This window comes from Halobacillus karajensis, from assembly GCF_900108515.1.
Lineage (GTDB): Bacteria > Bacillota > Bacilli > Bacillales > Halobacillaceae > Halobacillus > Halobacillus karajensis.
In genome coordinates this window covers 649,209-669,612 of the sequence record NZ_FNWW01000001.1, presented here as the reverse complement: position 1 = coordinate 669,612, position 20,404 = coordinate 649,209, and the positions used below count along the sequence as shown (strand labels likewise).

Sequence of the window (20,404 nt, the reverse complement as noted above, 5' to 3'; positions counted from 1 at the left end):
TTAGAGCGGACCATGATCGGTTTATAAAATGCACCGTATTTTGAGAGGTTTTCCATTCACATTCCTCCCTTTGGAGTGTGATATGATAGACGGAGATATTTAATTAAGGGAATGAGCGGAATGAGTTTACTATCAGTCAATCATTTGAGCAAAAGTTATGGAGATAAAGATCTGTTTGACGATCTTTCCTTTACTATATCCAATCAGCAGCGAATAGGTCTGATTGGAGTAAACGGTACGGGAAAGTCAACATTAATGAAAATATTGGCCGGTATTGAAAGCGGAGATACAGGTGATCTCGACCATGCTAAAGACTTCTCCGTTGAATACTTGCCTCAGGAACCTGATTTAGATGAAAGCAAAACGGTGCTTGAACAAATTTATGAAGGGGACGCAGAAATCATGGTCGTTATGAGGGCCTATGAAAGGGTCCTTTTGGAACTTTCTCAGCGTCCTGAAGATCCAGATGTACAGGAACGAATGCTTGAACTCCAACAGAAAATGGACGAAAAAGATGCTTGGGAAGCAAATACGGTAGCTAAGACAGTTTTATCAAAATTAGGAATCGAATTTTTTGATAAGAAAGTGAATGAGCTCTCCGGGGGACAGAAGAAAAGAGTGGCCATTGCAAAGGCCTTGATTCAACCCGCAGATCTTCTCCTTCTAGATGAACCTACCAACCATTTAGATAATGAAACTATTGAATGGTTGGAAGAATATTTAGCCTCTTATAGAGGTTCTCTTATTGTGGTGACTCACGACCGCTATTTCTTAAACCATGTGACGAACCTTATTTATGAGCTTGATAAAAGCCACTTGTACATCTATGAAGGAAACTACGAAACCTTCCTTGAGAAAAAGGCGGAAAGGGAAGAATGGGAACGTCAGGCAGAACAAAAACACCAGAATACACTTCGCAGAGAACTTGCCTGGTTAAAAGCTGGAGTAAAAGCGAGAACGACAAAACAAAAAGCTCGTAAACAGCGTGTAGAAGCGATGAAAGAAGAAACGTTTGATACAAAAAAAGAAAACGTAGATATGGCTATTGGTTCTACAAGGCTTGGGAATCAGGTGATTGAACTCGAAGGGGTTTCCCATCGGTTCGGTAATACGTCTCTTATCGACGGTTTAGATTACCTTGTTGTTCCTGGAGAAAGGTTGGGAATCATCGGTCCTAATGGTTCAGGGAAAACGACCTTGTTAAATATTATGGCAGAGCAAGTGAATCCAGACGAGGGAAGTGTCCACATAGGTTCAACTGTGAAAATAGGCTACTATACACAAGATCACGCAGAGCTTGATGAAAGTCTTAAGGTCATTGAATATATTAAAGAGGTAGCTGAAGTAATCTCAACAGACGAAGGGGATGAAATCACAGCTGAGCAGATGCTCGAAAGATTCTTATTCCCCAGGCCTCAACAATGGACATATATCAAACGGCTGTCAGGAGGGGAACGTCGCCGCCTTTACCTGCTCAGGGTGCTGATGAGTGAACCAAACGTCCTTTTCCTAGATGAACCGACCAATGATCTGGATACAGAGACCTTAAGTGTATTGGAAGATTACTTGGATCAGTTTCCTGGTGTTGTGATTACTGTATCCCACGATCGTTACTTCCTGGACCGTGTTGTCGACAGACTTTTGGCTTTTGAAGGTGAAGCCCAAATCCGAAAATTTCACGGTAACTATACCGAATACCTGGAGAAAAGGAAAGATGAAAAGAAAGGGGAACTGGTAAGGAAGAAAACTTCCTCACAAGAAGATACACGTAGAGCAAACCGTAAGCGTAAGTTGTCCTATCGCGAAAAACAAGAATGGGAAACCATTGAAGATGAAATTTCTTCCCTTGAGGAAAAAAACGAACAGCTAGATGAACAGCTTGCGTTGGAAGCGACGAACTATGATAAAGTGCAGGAATTATCCAAAGATAAGGAAAAGGTGGAAGCAGAATTAGAAGCCAAAATGGAGCGGTGGGAGGAACTATCGCTGATCGTCGAGAGTTTAGAAAACGATTAAAGAATGTGTAGACATAAGAAAGGGGGCATTTAGAAGCCTCCTTTTTGTGATTTATCTGTTTAATAAGCAAAAGATTTAGGAACAAAAAGGCCATGTCTCTTGTTGTACGGTGACAGTCTCTATACCAATATGCGTCATTTGAAACTCCCTTACTTTTGTAGTTCCGTGCGTTTTATGGAATAATGAATACGGATACAAACATGGATAGGGGGAAAATGATCATGAAAATGCCAAGCGTTAAAAATATGGAAAAATATGCAGAATTAGCGTTGCGTACCGGTGTTAATTTACAAAAGGATCAGCTATTGATGATCAACTCTACGATTGCAGGAGCAGAATTCACACGTATTGTTGCCCGTAAAGCGTTTGAAATGGGAGCCAAAGACGTACATATCAACTGGGGAGACGATGAGCTTACTCGCATGAAGTATGAACATGCCGATCAAGAAACATTATCAAATGTTCCAGAATGGCAGAAGCAGCAGTATACCTATTTTGCTGAACAGGGAGCGGCGATTCTATCTATCCGTTCCACAGATCCGGACTTATTGAAGGGAATCGATGCAGGCAAAGTCGCTGCGGCAACAAAGGCACGATCTGAAGCCATGTCCAAATTCCGTGATTACACGATGAACGACCGTATTCAGTGGTCCATTGTCAGTATTCCCATTCCTAAGTGGGCTCAGAAAATCTTCCCTGACAAAGATGAGGATACAGCCGTTGAGAATCTATGGGAACAAATCTTCAGTATTGTACGCGTAGATCGTGAAGACCCTATAGCCGCATGGGAAGAGCACAACCAAACATTGATTAAAGCACGAGAATACTTGAATACAAAACAGTACAAAAAATTAGTTTATAAAGCTCCTGGTACTGATTTGGAAGTCGCTCTTCCTGAAGGGCATATTTGGAAAGGTGGTCCTGCGAAGACAGTTAAAGAGGGGGTTCAATTCAATCCAAACATGCCGACAGAAGAAGTGTTTACAGCCCCGCATAAATATGGAGTAAATGGGAAAGTTTCCAGCACCAAACCACTAAACTATGGGGGGAACGTCATCGATAAATTTACTCTTACGTTCCAAGAAGGGAAAGTAGTGGACTTTACAGCAGAAGAAGGTGAAGAGACACTGAAGCACCTACTTGAAACAGATGAAGGTTCACGCAGACTTGGTGAATTGGCACTTGTCCCCCATGAGTCTCCAATTTCCCAATCTGGGCTTATATTCTATAACACTTTGTATGATGAAAATGCCTCCTGCCACCTGGCTCTTGGAAAGGCCTACCCCAATAATATGACAGGTGGATCAAATATGAGTGAAGAAGAATTAGATCAAAACGGTGTGAATGATAGTTTGTCCCACGTAGACTTCATGATGGGGTCCGGAGAGCTTGATATTGATGGTGTCCTGGCAGACGGAACAGAAGAACCTGTGATGCGTAAAGGAAGCTGGGCTATTTCATTCGAATAAAAGACAGATAAGCCGGAAGCTTGGAAAAGCTTTCGGCTTTCTTCTTGCTATTGAGGATGATTGAGGTTTGATTATTAGGGAATAAGAAAGAAAAAGGTGTATTTAATAAGGAGATGTTTTCGTATGTATAACGCGGGGAGTAACGAAATGCCAGGCTTTCAAGCAAACCCTAATAATTACGATGAATGTCAACGCTGTGGAAAACCGCTTCAGATGAAAGAGGAAAGAGAGATCAACCTTTGTAAAGAGTGCCAGCGCCGACAGGAAAATCATAAGGTAGAAACCAAAGATGATTAAGACAGCAGGCGGAATCCCTATGATTCCGCCTTTCCTGTCATCTGAGTCCATTGATCTTAAGCTTTTCAGAAGTCAGTCCTAGTGATTTTTGGGGTTACTTACTATCCATAATTAACCAAATAAGGATCAATAAATATCTCGACACCATGACCACCACAACGAAAATAATAGAGAATTGCGTACGGATTTGATTGGTGAATTTCACAGCTTCCGAACTTTATCGATGTCACAGCTGTTCCTTTCTTCATCTTGTTATTACAATGATTTGGTTTACACCTACAGTGGCAAAGAAAATGGCTATCGATCAAAGGATTACAAAGAAGGAATAGTCAAAAGATATAGAAAACGCCTGGAGAATATTCTCCAGGCGTTTCTATTAGTGACAGCGACTAAATGTCAGTTAGGGTGGAGGTATTCGTTTGCTTTTCCCAAAGTATTATCGATCCTCTTATATCCTGATACTAGTATCGAAATGGTTCTTCTATGATAAGTGAATAAATTAGGTCTCTATGGTTCGCAGAACGGCTCGTACGGGGCTCCCGTCTGCCTGTTCCATTTTCAAAGGAAACGCGAAGAGTTCATAGAACCCCGGTGCAACGTTGGAAAGATCAATGCCCTCAAGAATGAGGATGTCATTATTGTACAGGGTATGGTGTCCTATCAGTTCTTTGCTCGTTTCAGGATCGACAGAAGGTGTATCCACGCCGATTAAATCGATGTTTTGTGTTTTAAGGTAGGGACCGACATCATCCGCAATGACCGTATAAGAATCAGGGAAACGTGTGCGATCCTCCCAGCTGTTTGTATGAAACAAAACCTTCGAGACTCCATTTAAATTTACGTTTTTCAGAAGGGAAGCGGTGATGGTGCTCTTTTCCTTGACAGGAATGACCACCGTTCTGCCCGAAAATCGATCCACAGGAAGTTCACCCATTTTTAACCCTTTGGAGTCGTAATGGAAGGGTGCATCCACATGGGTTCCGATATGGTTGCTTCCTTTGAATTGACCGACATTAACCGATCCGGTTTCTTCCATAGACCATGTGAGCTTATATTCAAACGGCTCATCTCCCGGCCAGGGTGGTGTATCATTATTCAATGACATACTGATATCGATGAATTTCATAAGCGATCCCTCCTCTTACGCTATAATATCGCGCTCATTTTTGAATTGTTTTTGCTTTTCATTTTTCACAATATCTTTTAATAAAAGGACCACTTCATAAACATCTTCATAAGAAGTGTAAAAGGCGATGGGGGCAAGACGAATGACGTTTGGCGAGCGGAAATCGGGAATGACCGCTTCCAGTTTCAGTGCCTTACAGATGCTTGCAGCTTCCTCGTGGATAAGACATACATGGCCGCCACGACGGTCATCTTTTGAAGGATTGGCGATTTTGAACCCATACCCGGATAATTCCTGTTGTATGAGGTCCATCAGCAATCGTGTGAGCCTTAATGATTTTTCTCTCACATTTTCAATCCCTGCTTCACTAAAGAGCTCTAAAGAGCCGATTAAAGGAGCTGAGCTCAAAATATGTGGGGTTCCTAATTGGAATGCACCTGCTGATTCGGCAGGAGTTAAATCATGGCTCATATCGAATTGCTTATTTTTGTCGGAACTGAACCAACCCGCAAGGCCTGGACTGTTCCCAAGATGTCTTTCATTCACGTATAGGCCGCCAACTCCTCCTGGACCACTGTTCAAATACTTATATGTACACCAAACAGCAAAATCAACTCCCCACTCACTCAGACGGTGAGGCAGGGCGCCAATGGAATGAGCCAAATCAAAACCTACGATAATTCCATAATGGTGGGCAGCCTTAGTGATCTTTTCCATATCAAGAAGTTGACCACTTCGGTACAGGACGGAAGGAAGGAGAAGGATGGCAATGTCCTCATTCATTTTTTCTATAATTTTGTCTTCATCCAGTGTGTAGCCATCTTCACTATGAACCCGGATGAGATGGTCATTGGGATCAAGTCCGTGCCAATGGATTTGGCTTTTAATCGCGTAAATATCAGAAGGGAAGTTGAGCGTGTCGGCAAGTACTTTCGTCCGTTTGCCTTCCGGTTTATAAAAGGTGGCGAACAGTTGATGAAGGTTGGATGTAATAGATCCAGTGTTGATCACTTCTTCCGGTTTGGCACCAATCAACGGAGCGGTCATGGCACCGATTTTTTCTGACATATAAAACCACGGCTCGTTTCCTTCGGTCCATCCTTCAATAGCATGCTGTTTCCAATCTTGTAATGAAGAAGCTAGCGTATTTTCAGAGCGGCGTGAAAGCAGCCCGAGTGAATTCCCATCCATATAATAAAAACCTTCCTGGTAAAATTCATCTTTAAAATTTTGGAGTGGGTCTTCCTGATCGAGTATTTTTACATAGTCTCTTGTTATCAAAGAATTAGCCATGAATATTCCTCCTTGAAAAATCTATTCATTCATCAAGTTTTGTTTCACCAGTACTGCCTTAATTCTGAAATATGGATATTCCTCTGGAAGAGAATCTTTAAGGGGCTTTAGCTTTTTTTCTTCCAGCTGTTCATAGGCTTGGAGGACCTCTGCTTCCTGATCCTCATTGAACCATCGCTCCCACTGAATATCATTACCTTCCCGTGCAGCACGAAAAAGGTGGTTCTCAATCGTCTGTTTACTCATATCTCTTTGGTTGGCAATTTCATTAAGTGTTTGTCCTTCCGCCCAAAGGCCATAAGAAATAATGTGACTTGGTCGATCATCGAATGGGTCTTTTCTGGGAACAGAGGTTTTGACGGATGGGGAGGGTTTGGATCCAGCTTCCTCTGCCCACGGCTTTAGTTTCTCTAAAAAACGTTCGCCATATTTTTCGAATTTTTGTTCCCCGATTCCCTTGATGTTTATCATTTCCTGCCTGTTTTCAGGTAAATAAATGGACAGGTCCTTTAGAGTAGAATCAGAGAAGACCACATAAGGAGGAAGGCCGTTTTCATCGGCAATCGTCTTCCTTAACTGACGTAACTCTTCAAAGTACTCCTCATTGTAATCGATTTTTTGTTTCTTCGTGGTTGACTCGACAAGCATCACGACTGGTTGGTCCCCTTTTATGACAGACACGGCTTCTTTTGTCAGTTTTAGGGCTGGGTAACGTCCATCCCCTGTCGAGAGATATCCTTCTGCGGTTAGAAATTGAATGAACCCTGTTAGCTCTTTTTCTGTATAGTTTGGCATAATCCCATAGGTGGATAAATTCTGAAAGCGGAACTGTTTCACTTTTTGATCGGAGGATCCCTTGAGAACTTTCGCGGTTAAACCTGTGCCAAACCGTTCTCCCATCCGCTTGACACAAGAAAGAACCATCTGAGCTTCTTTCGTCATGTCGCGTTCTTCCCCATCGTGAGTACAATTTGTACATTTACCACATGGTTCGGTTTCTGTCGGGTCATCAAAGTAGTCGAGAATATATTGCTGCAGACAGGAATGGGTATGGCAGTAATTCACCATGGCCTGCAATTTTAAGTACTCTTCTTTCTTCTTCTCTTCATTCGGTGACTGATCAATCAAGAAGCGTTGTAAATTGATATCCTGACTGGAGAAGAGTAACACACAGTCGCCTGGTTCACCATCACGTCCGGCACGTCCAGCTTCTTGATAATACGATTCAATATTCATGGGCATGGAATAGTGAATGACAAAACGGACATTTGATTTATCGATTCCCATTCCAAACGCATTTGTAGCAATCATTGTGGTTACTTCATCTTGGACAAAGTCCATTTGGGCCTGTTTTCGTTGATGTTCCGTCATCCCGGCGTGATATTTTCCGGCGGCAACCCCTTTTTTTGATAATAGGTAATGAAGCTGATCGGCATCTTTGCGTGTAGCCGTATAGATGATCCCCGATTCATTTGGGATTTGTGTCAGGTACTCGTTTATGAACTCCCGCTTATCCCGGCCTTTAATGATCCGAAAAGACAAGTTGTCCCTTGCAAAACCGGTATTGACGACACTCGTATCTTCGACATGAATCAATTCTTTGATATCTTTAATTACCTCCTGTGTGGCTGTGGCGGTTAATGCCATAAGTACAGGGAGGTTTGGAATTTCTTTAAGGGTCGGCACAATTGATCGGTAGCTCGGCCGGAAGTCGTGTCCCCACTGGGAAATACAGTGTGCTTCATCGAAAGCAATTAAAGAAAGCGTGATGCTTTTTAGGGCTGATAAAAAGTTAGGGGAATCGAAGCGTTCAGGAGCGACGTAGACGAAAGAATAACGCCCTATTTCCATATCTCTCAAGCGCTGATGCTGTTCATCAACAGAAAGCGAACTGTTAATATAAGTGGCTGCAATTCCATAAGCATGCAAGGCATCGACTTGATCTTTCATTAAAGAGATCAATGGGGATATGATGATGGCCGTACCATGCAAGGTGAGCCCCGGGACTTGATAGCAGAGAGATTTCCCTCCTCCTGTCGGCATAACCGCTAAAGTATTTTTTCCTTGTAAGACATGACTGATCGCTTCTTTCTGCCCGGGACGGAAGGAGGGATAGCCATAATATTGCTGGAGGATCTTCTCCGCCTGTTGAATCATTGTAATCATCCTTTTATCTATTCATTCCTTGTCTCACATTTTATCATGTTTCACGTGAAATAAGTGGGGAAAACTATAGGAGCGATACCTTACAAAAGGAGCGATATAGATGAAAGCTGTAGTTATTGAACAATATGGAGATAAACATCAATTAAAAGAAAAAGAGTTAGACCAGCCAGTCCCAGACGAAAACCAAGTGGTTGTTGAACTACATGCGACCTCAATCAACCCGATCGACTGGAAGCTTCGTGAAGGATATTTGAAAGAAATGCTCGATTTTGATTTCCCTATTATATTGGGGTGGGATGCTGCCGGAGTAATTAAAGAGGTGGGGACTGCTGTAGAAAAATTCAAAGTAGGTGATCGTGTCTTCGCAAGACCGGAAACCACACGGTTCGGAACCTATGCAGAGTATACCACGGTAGATGAACACCTATTAGCCTATCTTCCTGAAAATGTATCCTTTGAAGAGGCCGCGGCTGTCCCATTGGCCGGCCTTACTGCCTGGCAGTGTTTAGTAGACTTCGCTGAGATTCAGGAAGGAGACCGCGTACTTGTCCATGCAGGCTCGGGGGGTGTAGGTCATTATGCTATTCAAATCGCTAAGCAAAAAGGCGCCTATGTGGCCACAACAGCCAGTGGGAAGAATAAAGAATGGGTGGAAAATCTGGGTGTTGATCGCTTTATCAATTATAAAGAAGAAGACTTTACTGAAGTGTTAAGTGATTATGATATTGTCTTGGATACATTAGGAGGAGAAATACAGGAGAAGAGCTTTAAAGTGCTGAAGGAAGGGGGGCGCCTGCCTTCCATTGTGCAGCCACCTGAAGAGTCCCTTACTGAAAAGTATGGAGTTAAAGCAGATTTTATATGGCTTGAGCCAAGTGGAGGAAAGTTATCCAAACTCGCGACTATGATGCAAGAAGGAGATTTAGTATCGGTCGTAGGGCATCGCTTTGATCTTACAGAAGAAGGCTTGAAAGAAGCTCATGCGCTTAGTGAAAGTCACCATGCCAAAGGAAAAATCATTATTAAAATTAAATGATTGCTCATTTCCATTTATAACCACACCAGGTCATCCAGATATTGGATGACCTGGTGTGGTTATTTTTCTTAAAATAATGGTGGGAAACAAACAGTATGGTCAGAGTGCAGCTTATTCACATGCTGGCAACTTCTATTGCAAGATGCCGTGGCGTTAGGTTAGTGTAACGCTCCAGACTCAATGAAAAATCCCTCTCTACGATTAGAGAGGGATTTTTCAAGTGTCAACTGTTTTGGAATCTTTCCTTGTGCCTTGGTTGTCCTTTGAATTGCTGAATAAGCAGACCTATAAATCCACCGAAAATGGCGGGGAAAATCCAACTCAAGTTCAACTCAAACAATGGAAGTTGGCTAACCAGCGGCTCAACGGAAGACATATCTGCTCCGAAAGCTACTAATCCGTCGTATAGACCAATAAGCGCCGTGAAGAAAACAGCTCCTCTATATACATAAGGCGAATGGTTAAATAAGCGGCTCATGAATGTCAGGGCAACCAGAACAATGGTAATCGGATAGACGAAAACAAGCACAGGGACTGAATAGGCGATGATCTGGTTTAGGCCAATATTAGAAATACCAAAACTGATTAAAGTTACGACCATAATGACATGATTGTAACTCAATCCTGGGATATGTTTAGAGAAGAACTGTCCACAGGCGACGGTCAAACCGATACATGTCGTTAAGCAGGCAAGTCCTACAATGATGCCAAGTAATATCGTACCTAAATCTCCAAACATAAGGCGGGCGGCTCCTGCTAAGATCGCGCTGCCGTTATCATAGGAACCTTCTGTCGCCATTTTTGCTCCAATCCAACCTATCGTTACATATACACTCGTCAAACCAATAGCCGTGACGATTCCAGCTTTCAAAGTCCGTATAGTGAGTGCTTTTGGATCGGTAACTCCTCGCTCACGAAAGGAAGATACAACTATGATTCCAAAAGCAAGCGAAGCAATGGCATCCATCGTTAAATAACCTTCAACAAAACCTGTAAAGAAAGGCTGGGCTTGATATTTTTCCTCGGCCGGCTGAATCGTTCCCTCAAGCATAAAGAAACTTCCAAGTACGAGCCCAAGGATAGCCAGGAATAGGGTTGGGGTCAAAATCTGCCCGACACGGTCTACCAGTTTAGATGGATTGCGGCTAAGCCAGTAGACAATGATAAAGAATAATACCGTAAATAGGAGTAGAGCCAATGACTTTGTATGAGTAAATGGAGCAATCCCTGTTTCGAATGCAACGTTTGCCGCTCTCGGAATAGCGAAAAAAGGGCCAATGACTAAATAAACCATGGCTGTGAATAATAATCCGAACATAGGATGGACCCGTCCAGCTAATTGAACGGCACCATTACGTACAAGTGATATAGCAGCTACAGTAATAATTGGCAATCCTACACCAGTTAGGACAAATCCGATAATAGCTGGAAGATAAGATGTCCCTGATTCAATACCAAGAGTAACAGGGTAGATCAAATTTCCAGCGCCAAAAAACAAAGCGAACAGTGTAAAACCAATGAACATGGTGTCTCTTGCTTTCATAACTGGCTCCTCCTCATTGATGTGTATATTTTGCGTAAAAAAAACGCTCTTATCCTAGAGATGAGCGACAATAATAATGGTTTCTTATCGAAAATTCACGATGGAATGGCGAATGATATGAACGCACCGCAGTAATACTATCAGTGTCCTACCTCTCTGTCAATTATTTTTTTAGAAAATTTAAAAGGTTATGATTACCATTACAAATAATGTTTATTTTTAATGGATTGGTGTGGATGAATGACCTCAATAACCTCATACGTTCCGTACGCTTTTTCCGGGGATAGAGAAAGGGAAGACAGACCTGAAGTAGACAAGTTAGTTTACAGAAGGGGAAGAGGGTTATAGAATGTGTCTATATCAAATGGAACGCGTACATACACCTTTATGAGAAGGAGAACGATAAATGATTGATTCGTTACTATTACAACTTATGTTAGTTGGCTTTCTTGGCGTAGGTTCGCAATGGATTGCCTGGAGATTCAGATTGCCAGCTATTGTCGTTATGTCAATCGCAGGTTTATTAGCCGGGCCTGTCTTTGGGTTCATGAACCCGGAACAGGATTTTGGTGATCTTTATAAACCGATCATTTCCCTTGCCGTTGCCGTTATCCTCTTTGAAGGTAGTCTGAACCTGGACTTCAAAGAAGTAAAAGGATTGGGCCGTCCTGTAATGCGTATCGTAACTTTCGGTGCGTTTATCAGCTGGATTCTTGGTTCTCTAGCTGCTCATTACGTTGCCGGTTTATCTTGGGCCGTTGCGTTTACTATAGGAGGCTTGTTTATTGTCACAGGTCCTACCGTAATCTTACCCTTATTACGTCAGGCAAAATTGAAACCGCGTCCCGCGAAAATATTAAAGTGGGAAGGGATCATTGTTGATCCAATAGGAGCATTGCTTGCTGTATTTGCTTTTGAGATTATTGTTTTCCTTACGAATAATGATCCTTCTGCTTTATTAATGTTCTTTCTAGCGTCAGCCTTTGCCGTGTTTCTTGGCTGGGTTTGTGGTAAAGGAGTCGGCTGGATGTTTGAGACCGGGTATATTCCTGAATTCCTGAAGTCACCAGCTGTGTTTGCAGTCGTAATTGCTTGTTTTACAGTTGCCGATGAAATCATGCATGAAACGGGGCTGTTATCGGTAACAGCGATGGGGATGACACTGGCAAACATGCATATCTCTTCCATTGCTGATATGCGCCACTTTAAGGAAAATATCTCCCTTTTATTAATTTCTACCATTTTCGTCATGCTGACAGCTTCTTTGACAGTGGAGACGCTTTTTGAAATCTTCAACATCCAAATTATCGGATTTGTTGCTCTCATGCTGTTTGTCGTACGTCCATTATCCATCTTTCTGTCAACAGTAGGGACAGATTTATCAAAATCAGAAAAGCTCTTAGTTGGTTGGATTGCCCCGCGAGGAATTGTTGCCTTGACGGTTGCCAGTTATTTTGCAAGCGTCCTTTTAGGCGAGGGATTTGAAGATGCCTCCATTTTAATCTCACTGACCTTTGCTTTAGTATTTACCACCGTTGTAGCACATGGATTTTCCATAGGCTGGCTCGCAAAAAAACTGGGATTATCGATGGAAGGCCCTCCGGGAGTGCTCATTGCTGGAGGGAGCGCCTTCACAACAGGGCTTGCCAAAACATTGGAAGAATTGAAAATCCCTGTGTTACTAACAGATTCATCTTGGGAGCGACTCTCAAGGGCGCGCTCACGAGGAATCGAGTCCTACCATGGTGAAATTCTGTCTGAGCAAACCGAATATTATTTGGATATGACTCCCTATGAATATTTGATTGCTGGTACAGAATTGGATTCCTATAATGCGCTCGTTTGTACGACATTTGTCCCTGAGTTTGGTCGGAATAACTCTTTTCAATTAAGTTTGAGTAATAGAAAAGGAGAAGGGGATGACCTGGAGGATTTGGTCCATACCATAGGAGGGAGAATTCTATTTGAAGAAGGAGCTTCCTGGGAGGAATTAAATGCTCGAGTAGAAAATGGTTACATCTTCCGAAAAACGACGATTACAGAGCAATACACGTTTAAAGATTATATGAACAACATGGATCGTCATGCCATGATGCTATTTGCCAAACGTCATTCTGGAAAAGTAGAATTCTTCACGCCGGAGTCCGAGTATAAAGCGGAGAATGGTGATGTGATCGTGTCGTTGATGCCGCCAAATAAAGAGTTTGAGAAAATCCAGGAAAAACTCGAAGGGCAGCGTAAAGATAAGGAAAATAATGCGAACATCTAAATGAAACATGCAAGTGGAGAGGAGGTAACCTTTTGGGTTGCCTCTTTTTTCTATTTGGGAGAGGAGTGGATGTCGTTAAACATCTAATTTGATGGATTAGTTCTCAAGAGTTAATAGAGAGAGGAATAACTATTGCAAAATGGTTATTGAGGATAAGAAAGGCTGTCGAGACTTTCTCGACAGCCTGATAATGGTGATCCAGTCAATATAATGGGAGCATCCGAACTCAGCCTATTCCATCGACGGTTGACTTATACTTATAAGGGAAAGCAAGTCCGCTTGAGCTTTGCTTCCTATTCTGTTTCAGCTAATTGTTTATTTAATTCTTTTAATTCCTCTTCCATCTGAGCCAGTTGTTTTTCGGCATTTTGGATATTTCCACCCGCGGCCTCCAATTTATCTAAATCTCCTTGGATACGGATATAATCAGATTTCAAAAAAGCGATTTGATCTTGGATTTCTTTTTTTGTCATGCAAAACCATCCTTTCTTTGTATTGTCGTTCTAGTTCGTAAAGCGTATAATAGAAGGAAATTTCAACTTATTCAGAATTTTAACAAAGATTCGTTTGAAACAAAAAAGAAGGGGGGATGCAATTATGACTATAATTTATGAAAGCGATCCAATCAAGTTTCATGAGCAAGTGGAACCCTTACTATTAAACAGGGAAGCAGAGAACAACCTGCCTTTAGGAATTCTTCAACGTCTTAAGGAACCTAAAGGGAAAGAGTTTTGTCACATGATCAGCTTCCAAGACAATGGTAAGACAACTTTCATGTCGATAAGAACCCCTCCACACCTATGGATTATCCCTTTTCTAGATGACGTTCAACCGACACAAGTACAGGCTTTTGCCCGCTTTTTATTTGAAGAAAACCATCAAGTTCCCGGAGTTCTTGGGGAGCGTAAAGCAGTGAAATCTTTTCTGAAAGAATGGGGGATGCTCACTGGGCAGCAGTCAGAAAAGCAAATGGAACAAGGGATTTTCCGCTTGACCCGTTTAACTCCCATTCAAAAGCATCAACAAGGCCAGTTAATAGAAGCTGACCTCTCTTATCGTCTGCTCATTGAAGGCTGGTTGAGGGATTATGCAATGGAGACGGGAGAAGCGCATTTGTCTGATCGGGCCGAGGAGTTGGCAGAAGATTTGATTGGTGATAGACGACTTCATCTATGGGTCATTGATGATGTTCCTGTTTCGATGGCAAGCAGAGCCAGAACGACGAAAAATGGTGTTACCATTAATGCTGTTTTCACCCCTGATCGATACAAAAAAAGAGGATATGCAACACAGGCGGTGTGGCATCTTACAGAAAAACTATTGAGTAAGGGATACTCCTTTTGTTCGCTTTATACCGACCTATCCAACCCCGCTGCCAACTCCGTCTATGAAAAGATCGGATACGAAAAAATAGGGGAATCTGTTGTTTACCGTTTTACAAAATAAGGAAAATGTAATGGTGAATTTGAAGTATACTGTACATATGGTGAGGGATATGAAAGATATAGGCCTGCACCCAATACATTTTCTCCTATATCGTAAAATTTAATTAAAATAGACGAAAAATTCTGTGTAAAATGATTTGAGTGAATCTTGAATGTTTCGGTATGATGTTTAGTAACTGAGCTAAAAAACTACTACAGTCAATGATATAGGAGGATTACATAGTTTGAATCTATTAAAAGTAGTAGACAAAATCATCTTGAAAGTAGAAGAATTCATTTTAAGTTATGCGGTCATTATCATTGCTTTAATGGTGGTAGGAAAAGCGATCATACGTGAGTCTTTCGGTTATTCTCTGCCGTTTGCGGATGAAGTCAGTCAGATTGCCGTAGTCGTAGCAACATTTATGGGGATTAGTTACGCTGCTAGGAAAGGCCGCCATATTAGTATGTCTGCCTTTTATGATCTGGCCCCTTTTAAAGTGAGAAAGGTACTAGCCATATTCATCCCATTTGTTTCGGCTATTGTTTTATTTGTTCTTGGTTATTACTCGGCCCTTTATGTTATGGATGTACAGGAATCAGGGCGGGTGACTGCTGCTCTTGAAATGCCTGCTTACTACTTATACATCTTTATCCCTATTGGTTTCTTCCTTGGTGGAATCCAGTTTCTAAGAAACGCGTGGATCAATATTCGAAATCGGGACGAAGTATACCTTGGTACCGATGCGAAGGACTACAACGACCAGGAAACAAAAGAATTAGAAGGCACACATTTGTAATAAAAATCTGAACGGAAGAAAGGGTAACGATATGATAGCGACAATGCTTATAATCATGGTGGTCCTACTCTTTTTGAACTTTCCAATGATGATTCCGCTTATGGTAGCTCCATTGATCATTATGTTCATTTATTTCCCTACATTGGATCCCATGATTCTCATGCAACAGTTTTCTACAGGAATTGAGTCCTATGTACTTTTAGCTGTCCCATTATTTATATTTGCCGCTGATATTATGACAACAGGAAAAACATCCAATCGCTTGTTAGATTTCATTGGATCGTTTATTGGCCATATTCGTGGAGGTTACGCCGTTACAACTGCAGCTGCGTGTACCTTATTCGGGGCAATATCAGGATCGACACAAGCGACAGTAGTTGCTATTGGTAAGCCTATGCGAGAACGTTTATTGAAAGTAGGTTATAAAGACCCTTCTGCAATAGCATTGATCATTAACTCTAGTGATGTGGCTTTACTTGTCCCTCCGAGTATTGGAATGATCATATACGGCCTTGTTTCCGGTACTTCTGTCGGCAAACTGTTTATTGCCGGCATCATCCCTGGTGTCCTTGTCTTCCTTTGTTTTGCTATTTACAGTGTCATCTATGCAAAAGTAGCGGGTATTCCTCTTGCAAGTAAAGCAACTTGGAGTGAACGCCTGCAGATGACAAAGAAGGCTCTATTGCCGCTTGGTTTTCCTGTTTTAATTATCGGGGGAATATATACTGGGCTCTTCAGTCCCACAGAGGCTGCGGGGGTATCTGTTCTCTATGCGTTTATTTTAGAAGTGCTGATTTACCGTTCTGTACATATTAAAGAAATGCCTAAAATCGCTAAATCGACAGGTCTTGTTACGTCTGCTGTATTTGTATTAGTCGCCGGCGGACAAGCATTTACCTGGGTGATTTCATTTGCAAGAATCCCACAGATGATCACTGAGACTGTACTGGGCACTGATCCAAGTGCTGTGTATGTATTATTAATGGTGACTATTTTCTTCTTTATTGGGTGTATGTTTGTCGACCCGATTGTCGTCATCCTTATTCTAACACCAATCTTCTATCCAGCAGCAATGAGTGCAGGTGTGGACCCCATTCATCTTGGGGTTGTCATTACATTCCAGGCGGCTTTAGGGTCAGCTACTCCTCCATTTGGAGTGGACATATTTACGGCAAGTGCGGTATTCAACAGGCCTTATTTAGAGGTCATTAAAGGTACACCCCCGTACATCATCATGATGTTTGTTATCTCAGCTTTATTGATATTCTTTGAAGAACTTTCGCTTATTCTCTTATAGGAAGAGTGGAAGCTAGTATAAAAATATTGGGGAGGTCATTTTATCTTTAAGAAAAAGAGTCTTTTAACATTGATGGCGTTAGTGGTTTTGAGTATGGTGTTAGCTGCTTGTGGCGGAAATGATAATAGCAATGGAAACGCTAGTGGTGATGGAGAAACGTATCATTGGAAATTCGTAACGGAAGAAATTGATGGCCAAGTCCAGTATGAATATGCAGAAGAATTTGCAAAGCGTATGAAGGAAAAGTCTGACGGAGCTGTTACTATAGATGTCTATGAGTTTGGAGGACTTGGTAATGAAACAGACCAAGTGGAACAGCTTCAAAGTGGAACAGTAGAAATGGCGGTTATGTCTCCTGGCTTTACAGGGGGAATGGTTAAAGAAGGACAGTTATTTGCCCTTCAGTTTCTTTTCCCTGAAAATGTAGAAACCACTCAACAAATTTTGAACGATAGTGAGGCATTGAACAAAGATTTACGTGAGTTGTATGAGGAACACAACATTTCTCCGCTATCCTTTTGGACCGAGGGTGCCATGCAATGGACATCCAGCAAAAAGATCGCTGAACCTTCAGATTTTGAAGGGTTAAAGATGCGTACACAAACATCTCCTCTCATACTTGAGTCTTACGAGGCGTATGGAGCAGATCCGCAATCCATGAGCTGGGGAGAGCTATATACAGGATTGGATCAAGGAACAGTGGAAGGTCAAGAGAACCCGATTTTCTTTATTGGGGATGCATCTTTCCATGAAGTTCAAGACTTTATGACCCTTTCCAATCATAATAACTACGTTGCGATGACAACGGTAAACACGGATTGGTATAATGGGCTTGATGATGAGATGAAATCAATGGTGGATGAAACCATAGAAGAAATGCAAGATTGGGTATTTGAAGAGCAGAAAAAGCAAAATGAAGAGTACCTTGAAGTCATTAAGAACGATTCAGAGAACCCGACAGAAATTATTGAATTGACGGAAGAGCAACGTGAAGCTTTTAAAGAAAAAGCGGCTCCTGTGCGGGACTTCTACCGTGAAGAAGTTTCCACAGTAAATGGGGAAATCCTTGATAAGCTTCTTGAAGAAATAGAAGCAGCAGGAGAATAATCGTTTATATATAAAAAAGGTCCAGAGCTTTGAGCTCTGGACCTTTTTATAGGTTGATACGGAGTGGGCTGTATAGCTCTTTCCCAAAAAGAGAGTGAAATAAAGGAACCCCACTTAAACAGCGGATCTCGTCCTCTATATTATTTTGGAGTAGGGGCTTCTTTCCTTTCGCTCCATTCGTGATAGAAGTGACTGACTATTGCTTTTAGAACAGCATAGGTTGGAATCGCGAACAATAGTCCGAGAAAACCGGCAAGGCTTCCCGCAGCAAGAATTAAGGTGATGATGGTTAAAGGGTGTATGCTAAGTGCTTTCCCCATGACGTTCGGGGATACGAAGTTTCCTTCTAGTTGTTGGGCGATAATCGTGATGATAGCTACCCAGACAGCAAGCATCGGATCCTGGAAAAATCCGACGAGCAAAGCCGGAATAACGGCTAAAAATGGACCTACAAATGGGATGACATTCATAACCATAGCAAACAAGGCTAAAGTTAGAGCGTAGTGAAGGTCAATAATCATATAGCCGATTAAAAGAAGAAGGCCGACAACGATACTGACCGTCATCTGTCCTAAAATGAATGCGTTGAGCGTATAATCCACAGAACGTGCAAGTTTCTCGAAGCTTTGTGCTGACCGTTCATTTAAAAACTTTTTGATGAACGGGATGAGCTTATCTCCATCTTTTAACATAAAGAAAAGGAAAAAGGGGATGAGCACAAGGGCAAAGACAAACCCGATCAGCTGACTGACAACGTTAATGATTATTTTTGGTGCATCTTGTAAATAGGTTTGGAGATTTTGTGCCACATTATCGATGGTATTGTTGAATTCACTTGGGATGATATCCTGGTTTTGCTGCCAATAGGTGACGGTTTCACTGAGCATTTCAGCCATCGCCGGAATATTGTCCACGAGTTTAGTGAATTGCTCCTGGGCAATGGGTGCAATGAAACGTGTGATAAGGAAACCAACAAAAATGAACAAAAGAAATATCATTAGAATTCCTAGGACCCGTGGCACCCGATATTTTTCAAGAACATGAAGAATGGGCCGTGATATATAAAAAAGTATCCCGCCCCCGATCAATGGAACAGCAATCGCTCCAATATAAGTTAAAATAGGAGCAAAGAAAAATTGAATCTTATTTAATAATAAAACAAGTAATGAAAGTAAAATGGCTGCCACAATAACTTGAAACCAACGTTTATGTATCAATGGAAGACACACCTTTGTAGTAAGTTTAATGGAACTATTTTAAGAATACCAAAGATTGCCGTGGAAGCAATACATTTACTTTTAATCATAGTAAGAATAAACTGAAAAAAGAAGCATGAATCTAGAGGAGGAATGGATTTGAGGAAAGAATTACTTGAACGCTTTACCTCTTATGTGAAAATCGATACACAACCGGACGCGAGCAGTGATTCAACTCCTTCCACCAAGAGACAGTGGAAACTTGCGAATAAACTAGTCGAGGAATTAAAACAAATCGGAATGGTGAATGTCACGATTGATGAGCATGCCTACGTAATGGCAACCTTACCGGCAAATACCGATAAAGATGTGCCTACCATCGGATTTCTTGCCCATATGGATACAGCAACAGATTTTACAGGGAGCGGGGTCAACCCTCAAGTGGTAGAAAGTTATGGAGGAGGGGTCATTTCGTTAACCGGAGCTGTCTACATATAAAGGACAAACCTTGATTACAACTGATGGTACGACTCTTTTGGGGGCAGATAATAAAGCTGGAATTGCGGAAATCATGACTGCAATGAATCACTTGATTCAGAATCCTCAGATTAAACATGGAGACATCCGAATCGCCTTTATACCAGATGAGGAAATCGGCAGAGGACCGCATAAGTTTGATGTTGATCGATTTGCTGCCTCCTATGCCTATACAGTAGATGGAGGTCCACTGGGGGAACTTCAGTTTGAAAGTTTTAACGCGGCTACAGCCAAGTTAATTTTCCATGGTCATAGCGTCCATCCTGGGACAGCAAAAAATAAAATGATCCATGCGTCAAAATTGGCGATAGAGTTCCAAACATCATTGCCGCAGAATGAGGCTCCTGAACACACGGGGATTACGAAGGTTTTTATCACCTGCATTCCTTCCATGGGGATGTAGAATCAGCGGAACTCGTTTATTTAATTCGTGATCATGATAAAGGGAAGTTTCAACAGAAGAAAGAGAAGTTAGCGAGCTTAACCTCACAACTTTGTGAAAAATACGGGGAGAAATGTGTAGACATAACCATTGAAGATCAATATTACAACATGGGAGATAAAATCGAACCGGTCAAACATATCGTAGACATTGCTCATGAAGCGATGGTGAAGATGGATGTGAGTCCACTTGTCAAACCTATTCGAGGAGGAACAGATGGATCCCAGCTTTCCTATATGGGATTGCCGACACCGAATATCTTCGCAGGGGGAGAGAATTTCCATGGGAAATATGAATACATCTCCTTAGAAAGTATGGTAAAGGCGGCACAAGTGATTGTTGAGATCGTGCGATTATTTGAAGAAAAAGCAGATAGGTAGAAGTGT

The 20,404-nt window shown here is 41.9% G+C and carries 15 protein-coding genes and 1 pseudogene; 10 read left to right on the top strand and 6 right to left on the bottom strand.

Features of this window, described 5'->3' with window-relative positions; all coding sequences use genetic code 11:
- The first annotated feature begins 120 nt into the window (after nucleotides 1–120).
- The 3 genes from BLW54_RS03150 (at nucleotide 121) to BLW54_RS20600 (ending at nucleotide 3,782) form a co-directional block, all read left to right on the top strand.
- The gene (locus BLW54_RS03150; protein ID WP_074733224.1) at nucleotides 121–2,016 is read left to right on the top strand and encodes an ABC-F family ATP-binding cassette domain-containing protein; all 1,896 of its coding nucleotides are present in this window, start codon (nucleotides 121–123) and stop codon (nucleotides 2,014–2,016) included.
- A 227-nt stretch (nucleotides 2,017–2,243) separates the two neighbouring features.
- On the top strand, nucleotides 2,244–3,485 hold the full coding sequence (locus BLW54_RS03145) for an aminopeptidase (protein ID WP_074733378.1): 1,242 nt from the start codon (nucleotides 2,244–2,246) through the stop codon (nucleotides 3,483–3,485).
- A 147-nt stretch (nucleotides 3,486–3,632) separates the two neighbouring features.
- The gene (locus tag BLW54_RS20600; protein WP_167358775.1) at nucleotides 3,633–3,782 is read left to right on the top strand and encodes a hypothetical protein; all 150 of its coding nucleotides are present in this window, start codon (nucleotides 3,633–3,635) and stop codon (nucleotides 3,780–3,782) included.
- A gap of 499 nt (nucleotides 3,783–4,281) precedes the next feature.
- On the opposite strand, the gene kynB is transcribed toward BLW54_RS20600, so the two are convergent.
- From kynB to recQ, 3 genes are read right to left on the bottom strand one after another with little or no spacing between them, the layout of a single operon-like run.
- Nucleotides 4,282–4,908: an arylformamidase gene (kynB, locus tag BLW54_RS03140; protein WP_074733223.1), complete on the bottom strand. Its 627-nt coding sequence runs from the start codon at nucleotides 4,906–4,908 to the stop codon at nucleotides 4,282–4,284.
- A 15-nt stretch (nucleotides 4,909–4,923) separates the two neighbouring features.
- Nucleotides 4,924–6,201, bottom strand: coding sequence for a kynureninase (kynU, locus tag BLW54_RS03135; protein ID WP_074733222.1), 1,278 nt, complete (start codon nucleotides 6,199–6,201; stop codon nucleotides 4,924–4,926).
- A 21-nt stretch (nucleotides 6,202–6,222) separates the two neighbouring features.
- Nucleotides 6,223–8,358, bottom strand: a complete 2,136-nt coding sequence (gene recQ / locus BLW54_RS03130; protein ID WP_074733221.1) for a DNA helicase RecQ — start codon at nucleotides 8,356–8,358, stop codon at nucleotides 6,223–6,225.
- A 109-nt stretch (nucleotides 8,359–8,467) separates the two neighbouring features.
- Here recQ and BLW54_RS03125 point away from each other — a divergent pair, with 109 nt between their 5' ends.
- Entirely contained in the window at nucleotides 8,468–9,403 is a 936-nt protein-coding gene (locus tag BLW54_RS03125) for an NADP-dependent oxidoreductase (protein WP_074733220.1), read from the top strand.
- Nucleotides 9,404–9,626: 223 nt separating this feature from the next.
- On the opposite strand, the gene brnQ is transcribed toward BLW54_RS03125, so the two are convergent.
- Complete coding sequence (gene brnQ, locus BLW54_RS03120; RefSeq protein ID WP_074733219.1) at nucleotides 9,627–10,946, bottom strand: branched-chain amino acid transport system II carrier protein; 1,320 nt, start codon at nucleotides 10,944–10,946, stop codon at nucleotides 9,627–9,629.
- A 406-nt stretch (nucleotides 10,947–11,352) separates the two neighbouring features.
- On the opposite strand from brnQ, the gene BLW54_RS03115 reads away from it, so the two are divergent.
- Nucleotides 11,353–13,215, top strand: coding sequence for a cation:proton antiporter (locus BLW54_RS03115; protein ID WP_035506828.1), 1,863 nt, complete (start codon nucleotides 11,353–11,355; stop codon nucleotides 13,213–13,215).
- 293 nt (nucleotides 13,216–13,508) lie between these two features.
- Here the strand turns inward: BLW54_RS03115 and BLW54_RS03110 are convergent, their stop codons facing one another.
- Complete coding sequence (locus tag BLW54_RS03110; protein ID WP_035506825.1) at nucleotides 13,509–13,688, bottom strand: SE1832 family protein; 180 nt, start codon at nucleotides 13,686–13,688, stop codon at nucleotides 13,509–13,511.
- A 124-nt stretch (nucleotides 13,689–13,812) separates the two neighbouring features.
- Between BLW54_RS03110 and BLW54_RS03105 the strand changes: the two genes are divergently transcribed.
- From BLW54_RS03105 to BLW54_RS03090, 4 genes are all read left to right on the top strand, one after another.
- Nucleotides 13,813–14,661, top strand: coding sequence for a GNAT family N-acetyltransferase (locus BLW54_RS03105; RefSeq protein ID WP_074733218.1), 849 nt, complete (start codon nucleotides 13,813–13,815; stop codon nucleotides 14,659–14,661).
- A gap of 223 nt (nucleotides 14,662–14,884) precedes the next feature.
- Nucleotides 14,885–15,439 (top strand): TRAP transporter small permease, encoded by a 555-nt coding sequence (locus tag BLW54_RS03100; protein ID WP_035506820.1) that lies wholly within the window; start codon nucleotides 14,885–14,887, stop codon nucleotides 15,437–15,439.
- 31 nt (nucleotides 15,440–15,470) lie between these two features.
- Entirely contained in the window at nucleotides 15,471–16,736 is a 1,266-nt protein-coding gene (locus BLW54_RS03095) for a TRAP transporter large permease (protein ID WP_074733217.1), read from the top strand.
- Nucleotides 16,737–16,808: 72 nt separating this feature from the next.
- Nucleotides 16,809–17,843: a DctP family TRAP transporter solute-binding subunit gene (locus BLW54_RS03090; RefSeq protein ID WP_035507707.1), complete on the top strand. Its 1,035-nt coding sequence runs from the start codon at nucleotides 16,809–16,811 to the stop codon at nucleotides 17,841–17,843.
- 140 nt (nucleotides 17,844–17,983) lie between these two features.
- Here the strand turns inward: BLW54_RS03090 and BLW54_RS03085 are convergent, their stop codons facing one another.
- On the bottom strand, nucleotides 17,984–19,060 hold the full coding sequence (locus tag BLW54_RS03085) for an AI-2E family transporter (protein ID WP_074733216.1): 1,077 nt from the start codon (nucleotides 19,058–19,060) through the stop codon (nucleotides 17,984–17,986).
- 138 nt (nucleotides 19,061–19,198) lie between these two features.
- On the opposite strand from BLW54_RS03085, the pseudogene pepT reads away from it, so the two are divergent.
- A pseudogene (pepT, locus tag BLW54_RS03080) lies at nucleotides 19,199–20,398 on the top strand (peptidase T).
- The last annotated feature ends 6 nt before the right edge of the window (nucleotides 20,399–20,404 follow it).

What these genes read in the sequence shown, in the direction of transcription:
- BLW54_RS03110 (WP_035506825.1), bottom strand. Translation starts at nt 13,688, where the DNA reads ATGACAAAAAAAGAAATCCAAGATCAAATCGCTTTTTTGAAATCTGAT.
- recQ (WP_074733221.1), bottom strand. Translation starts at nt 8,358, where the DNA reads ATGATTCAACAGGCGGAGAAGATCCTCCAGCAATATTATGGCTATCCC.
- BLW54_RS03105 (WP_074733218.1), top strand. Translation starts at nt 13,813, where the DNA reads ATGACTATAATTTATGAAAGCGATCCAATCAAGTTTCATGAGCAAGTG.
- BLW54_RS20600 (WP_167358775.1), top strand. Translation starts at nt 3,633, where the DNA reads ATGCCAGGCTTTCAAGCAAACCCTAATAATTACGATGAATGTCAACGC.
- brnQ (WP_074733219.1), bottom strand. Translation starts at nt 10,946, where the DNA reads ATGAAAGCAAGAGACACCATGTTCATTGGTTTTACACTGTTCGCTTTG.
- kynB (WP_074733223.1), bottom strand. Translation starts at nt 4,908, where the DNA reads ATGAAATTCATCGATATCAGTATGTCATTGAATAATGATACACCACCC.
- kynU (WP_074733222.1), bottom strand. Translation starts at nt 6,201, where the DNA reads ATGGCTAATTCTTTGATAACAAGAGACTATGTAAAAATACTCGATCAG.
- BLW54_RS03150 (WP_074733224.1), top strand. Translation starts at nt 121, where the DNA reads ATGAGTTTACTATCAGTCAATCATTTGAGCAAAAGTTATGGAGATAAA.
- BLW54_RS03125 (WP_074733220.1), top strand. Translation starts at nt 8,468, where the DNA reads ATGAAAGCTGTAGTTATTGAACAATATGGAGATAAACATCAATTAAAA.
- BLW54_RS03115 (WP_035506828.1), top strand. Translation starts at nt 11,353, where the DNA reads ATGATTGATTCGTTACTATTACAACTTATGTTAGTTGGCTTTCTTGGC.
- BLW54_RS03090 (WP_035507707.1), top strand. Translation starts at nt 16,809, where the DNA reads ATGGCGTTAGTGGTTTTGAGTATGGTGTTAGCTGCTTGTGGCGGAAAT.
- BLW54_RS03145 (WP_074733378.1), top strand. Translation starts at nt 2,244, where the DNA reads ATGCCAAGCGTTAAAAATATGGAAAAATATGCAGAATTAGCGTTGCGT.
- BLW54_RS03095 (WP_074733217.1), top strand. Translation starts at nt 15,471, where the DNA reads ATGATAGCGACAATGCTTATAATCATGGTGGTCCTACTCTTTTTGAAC.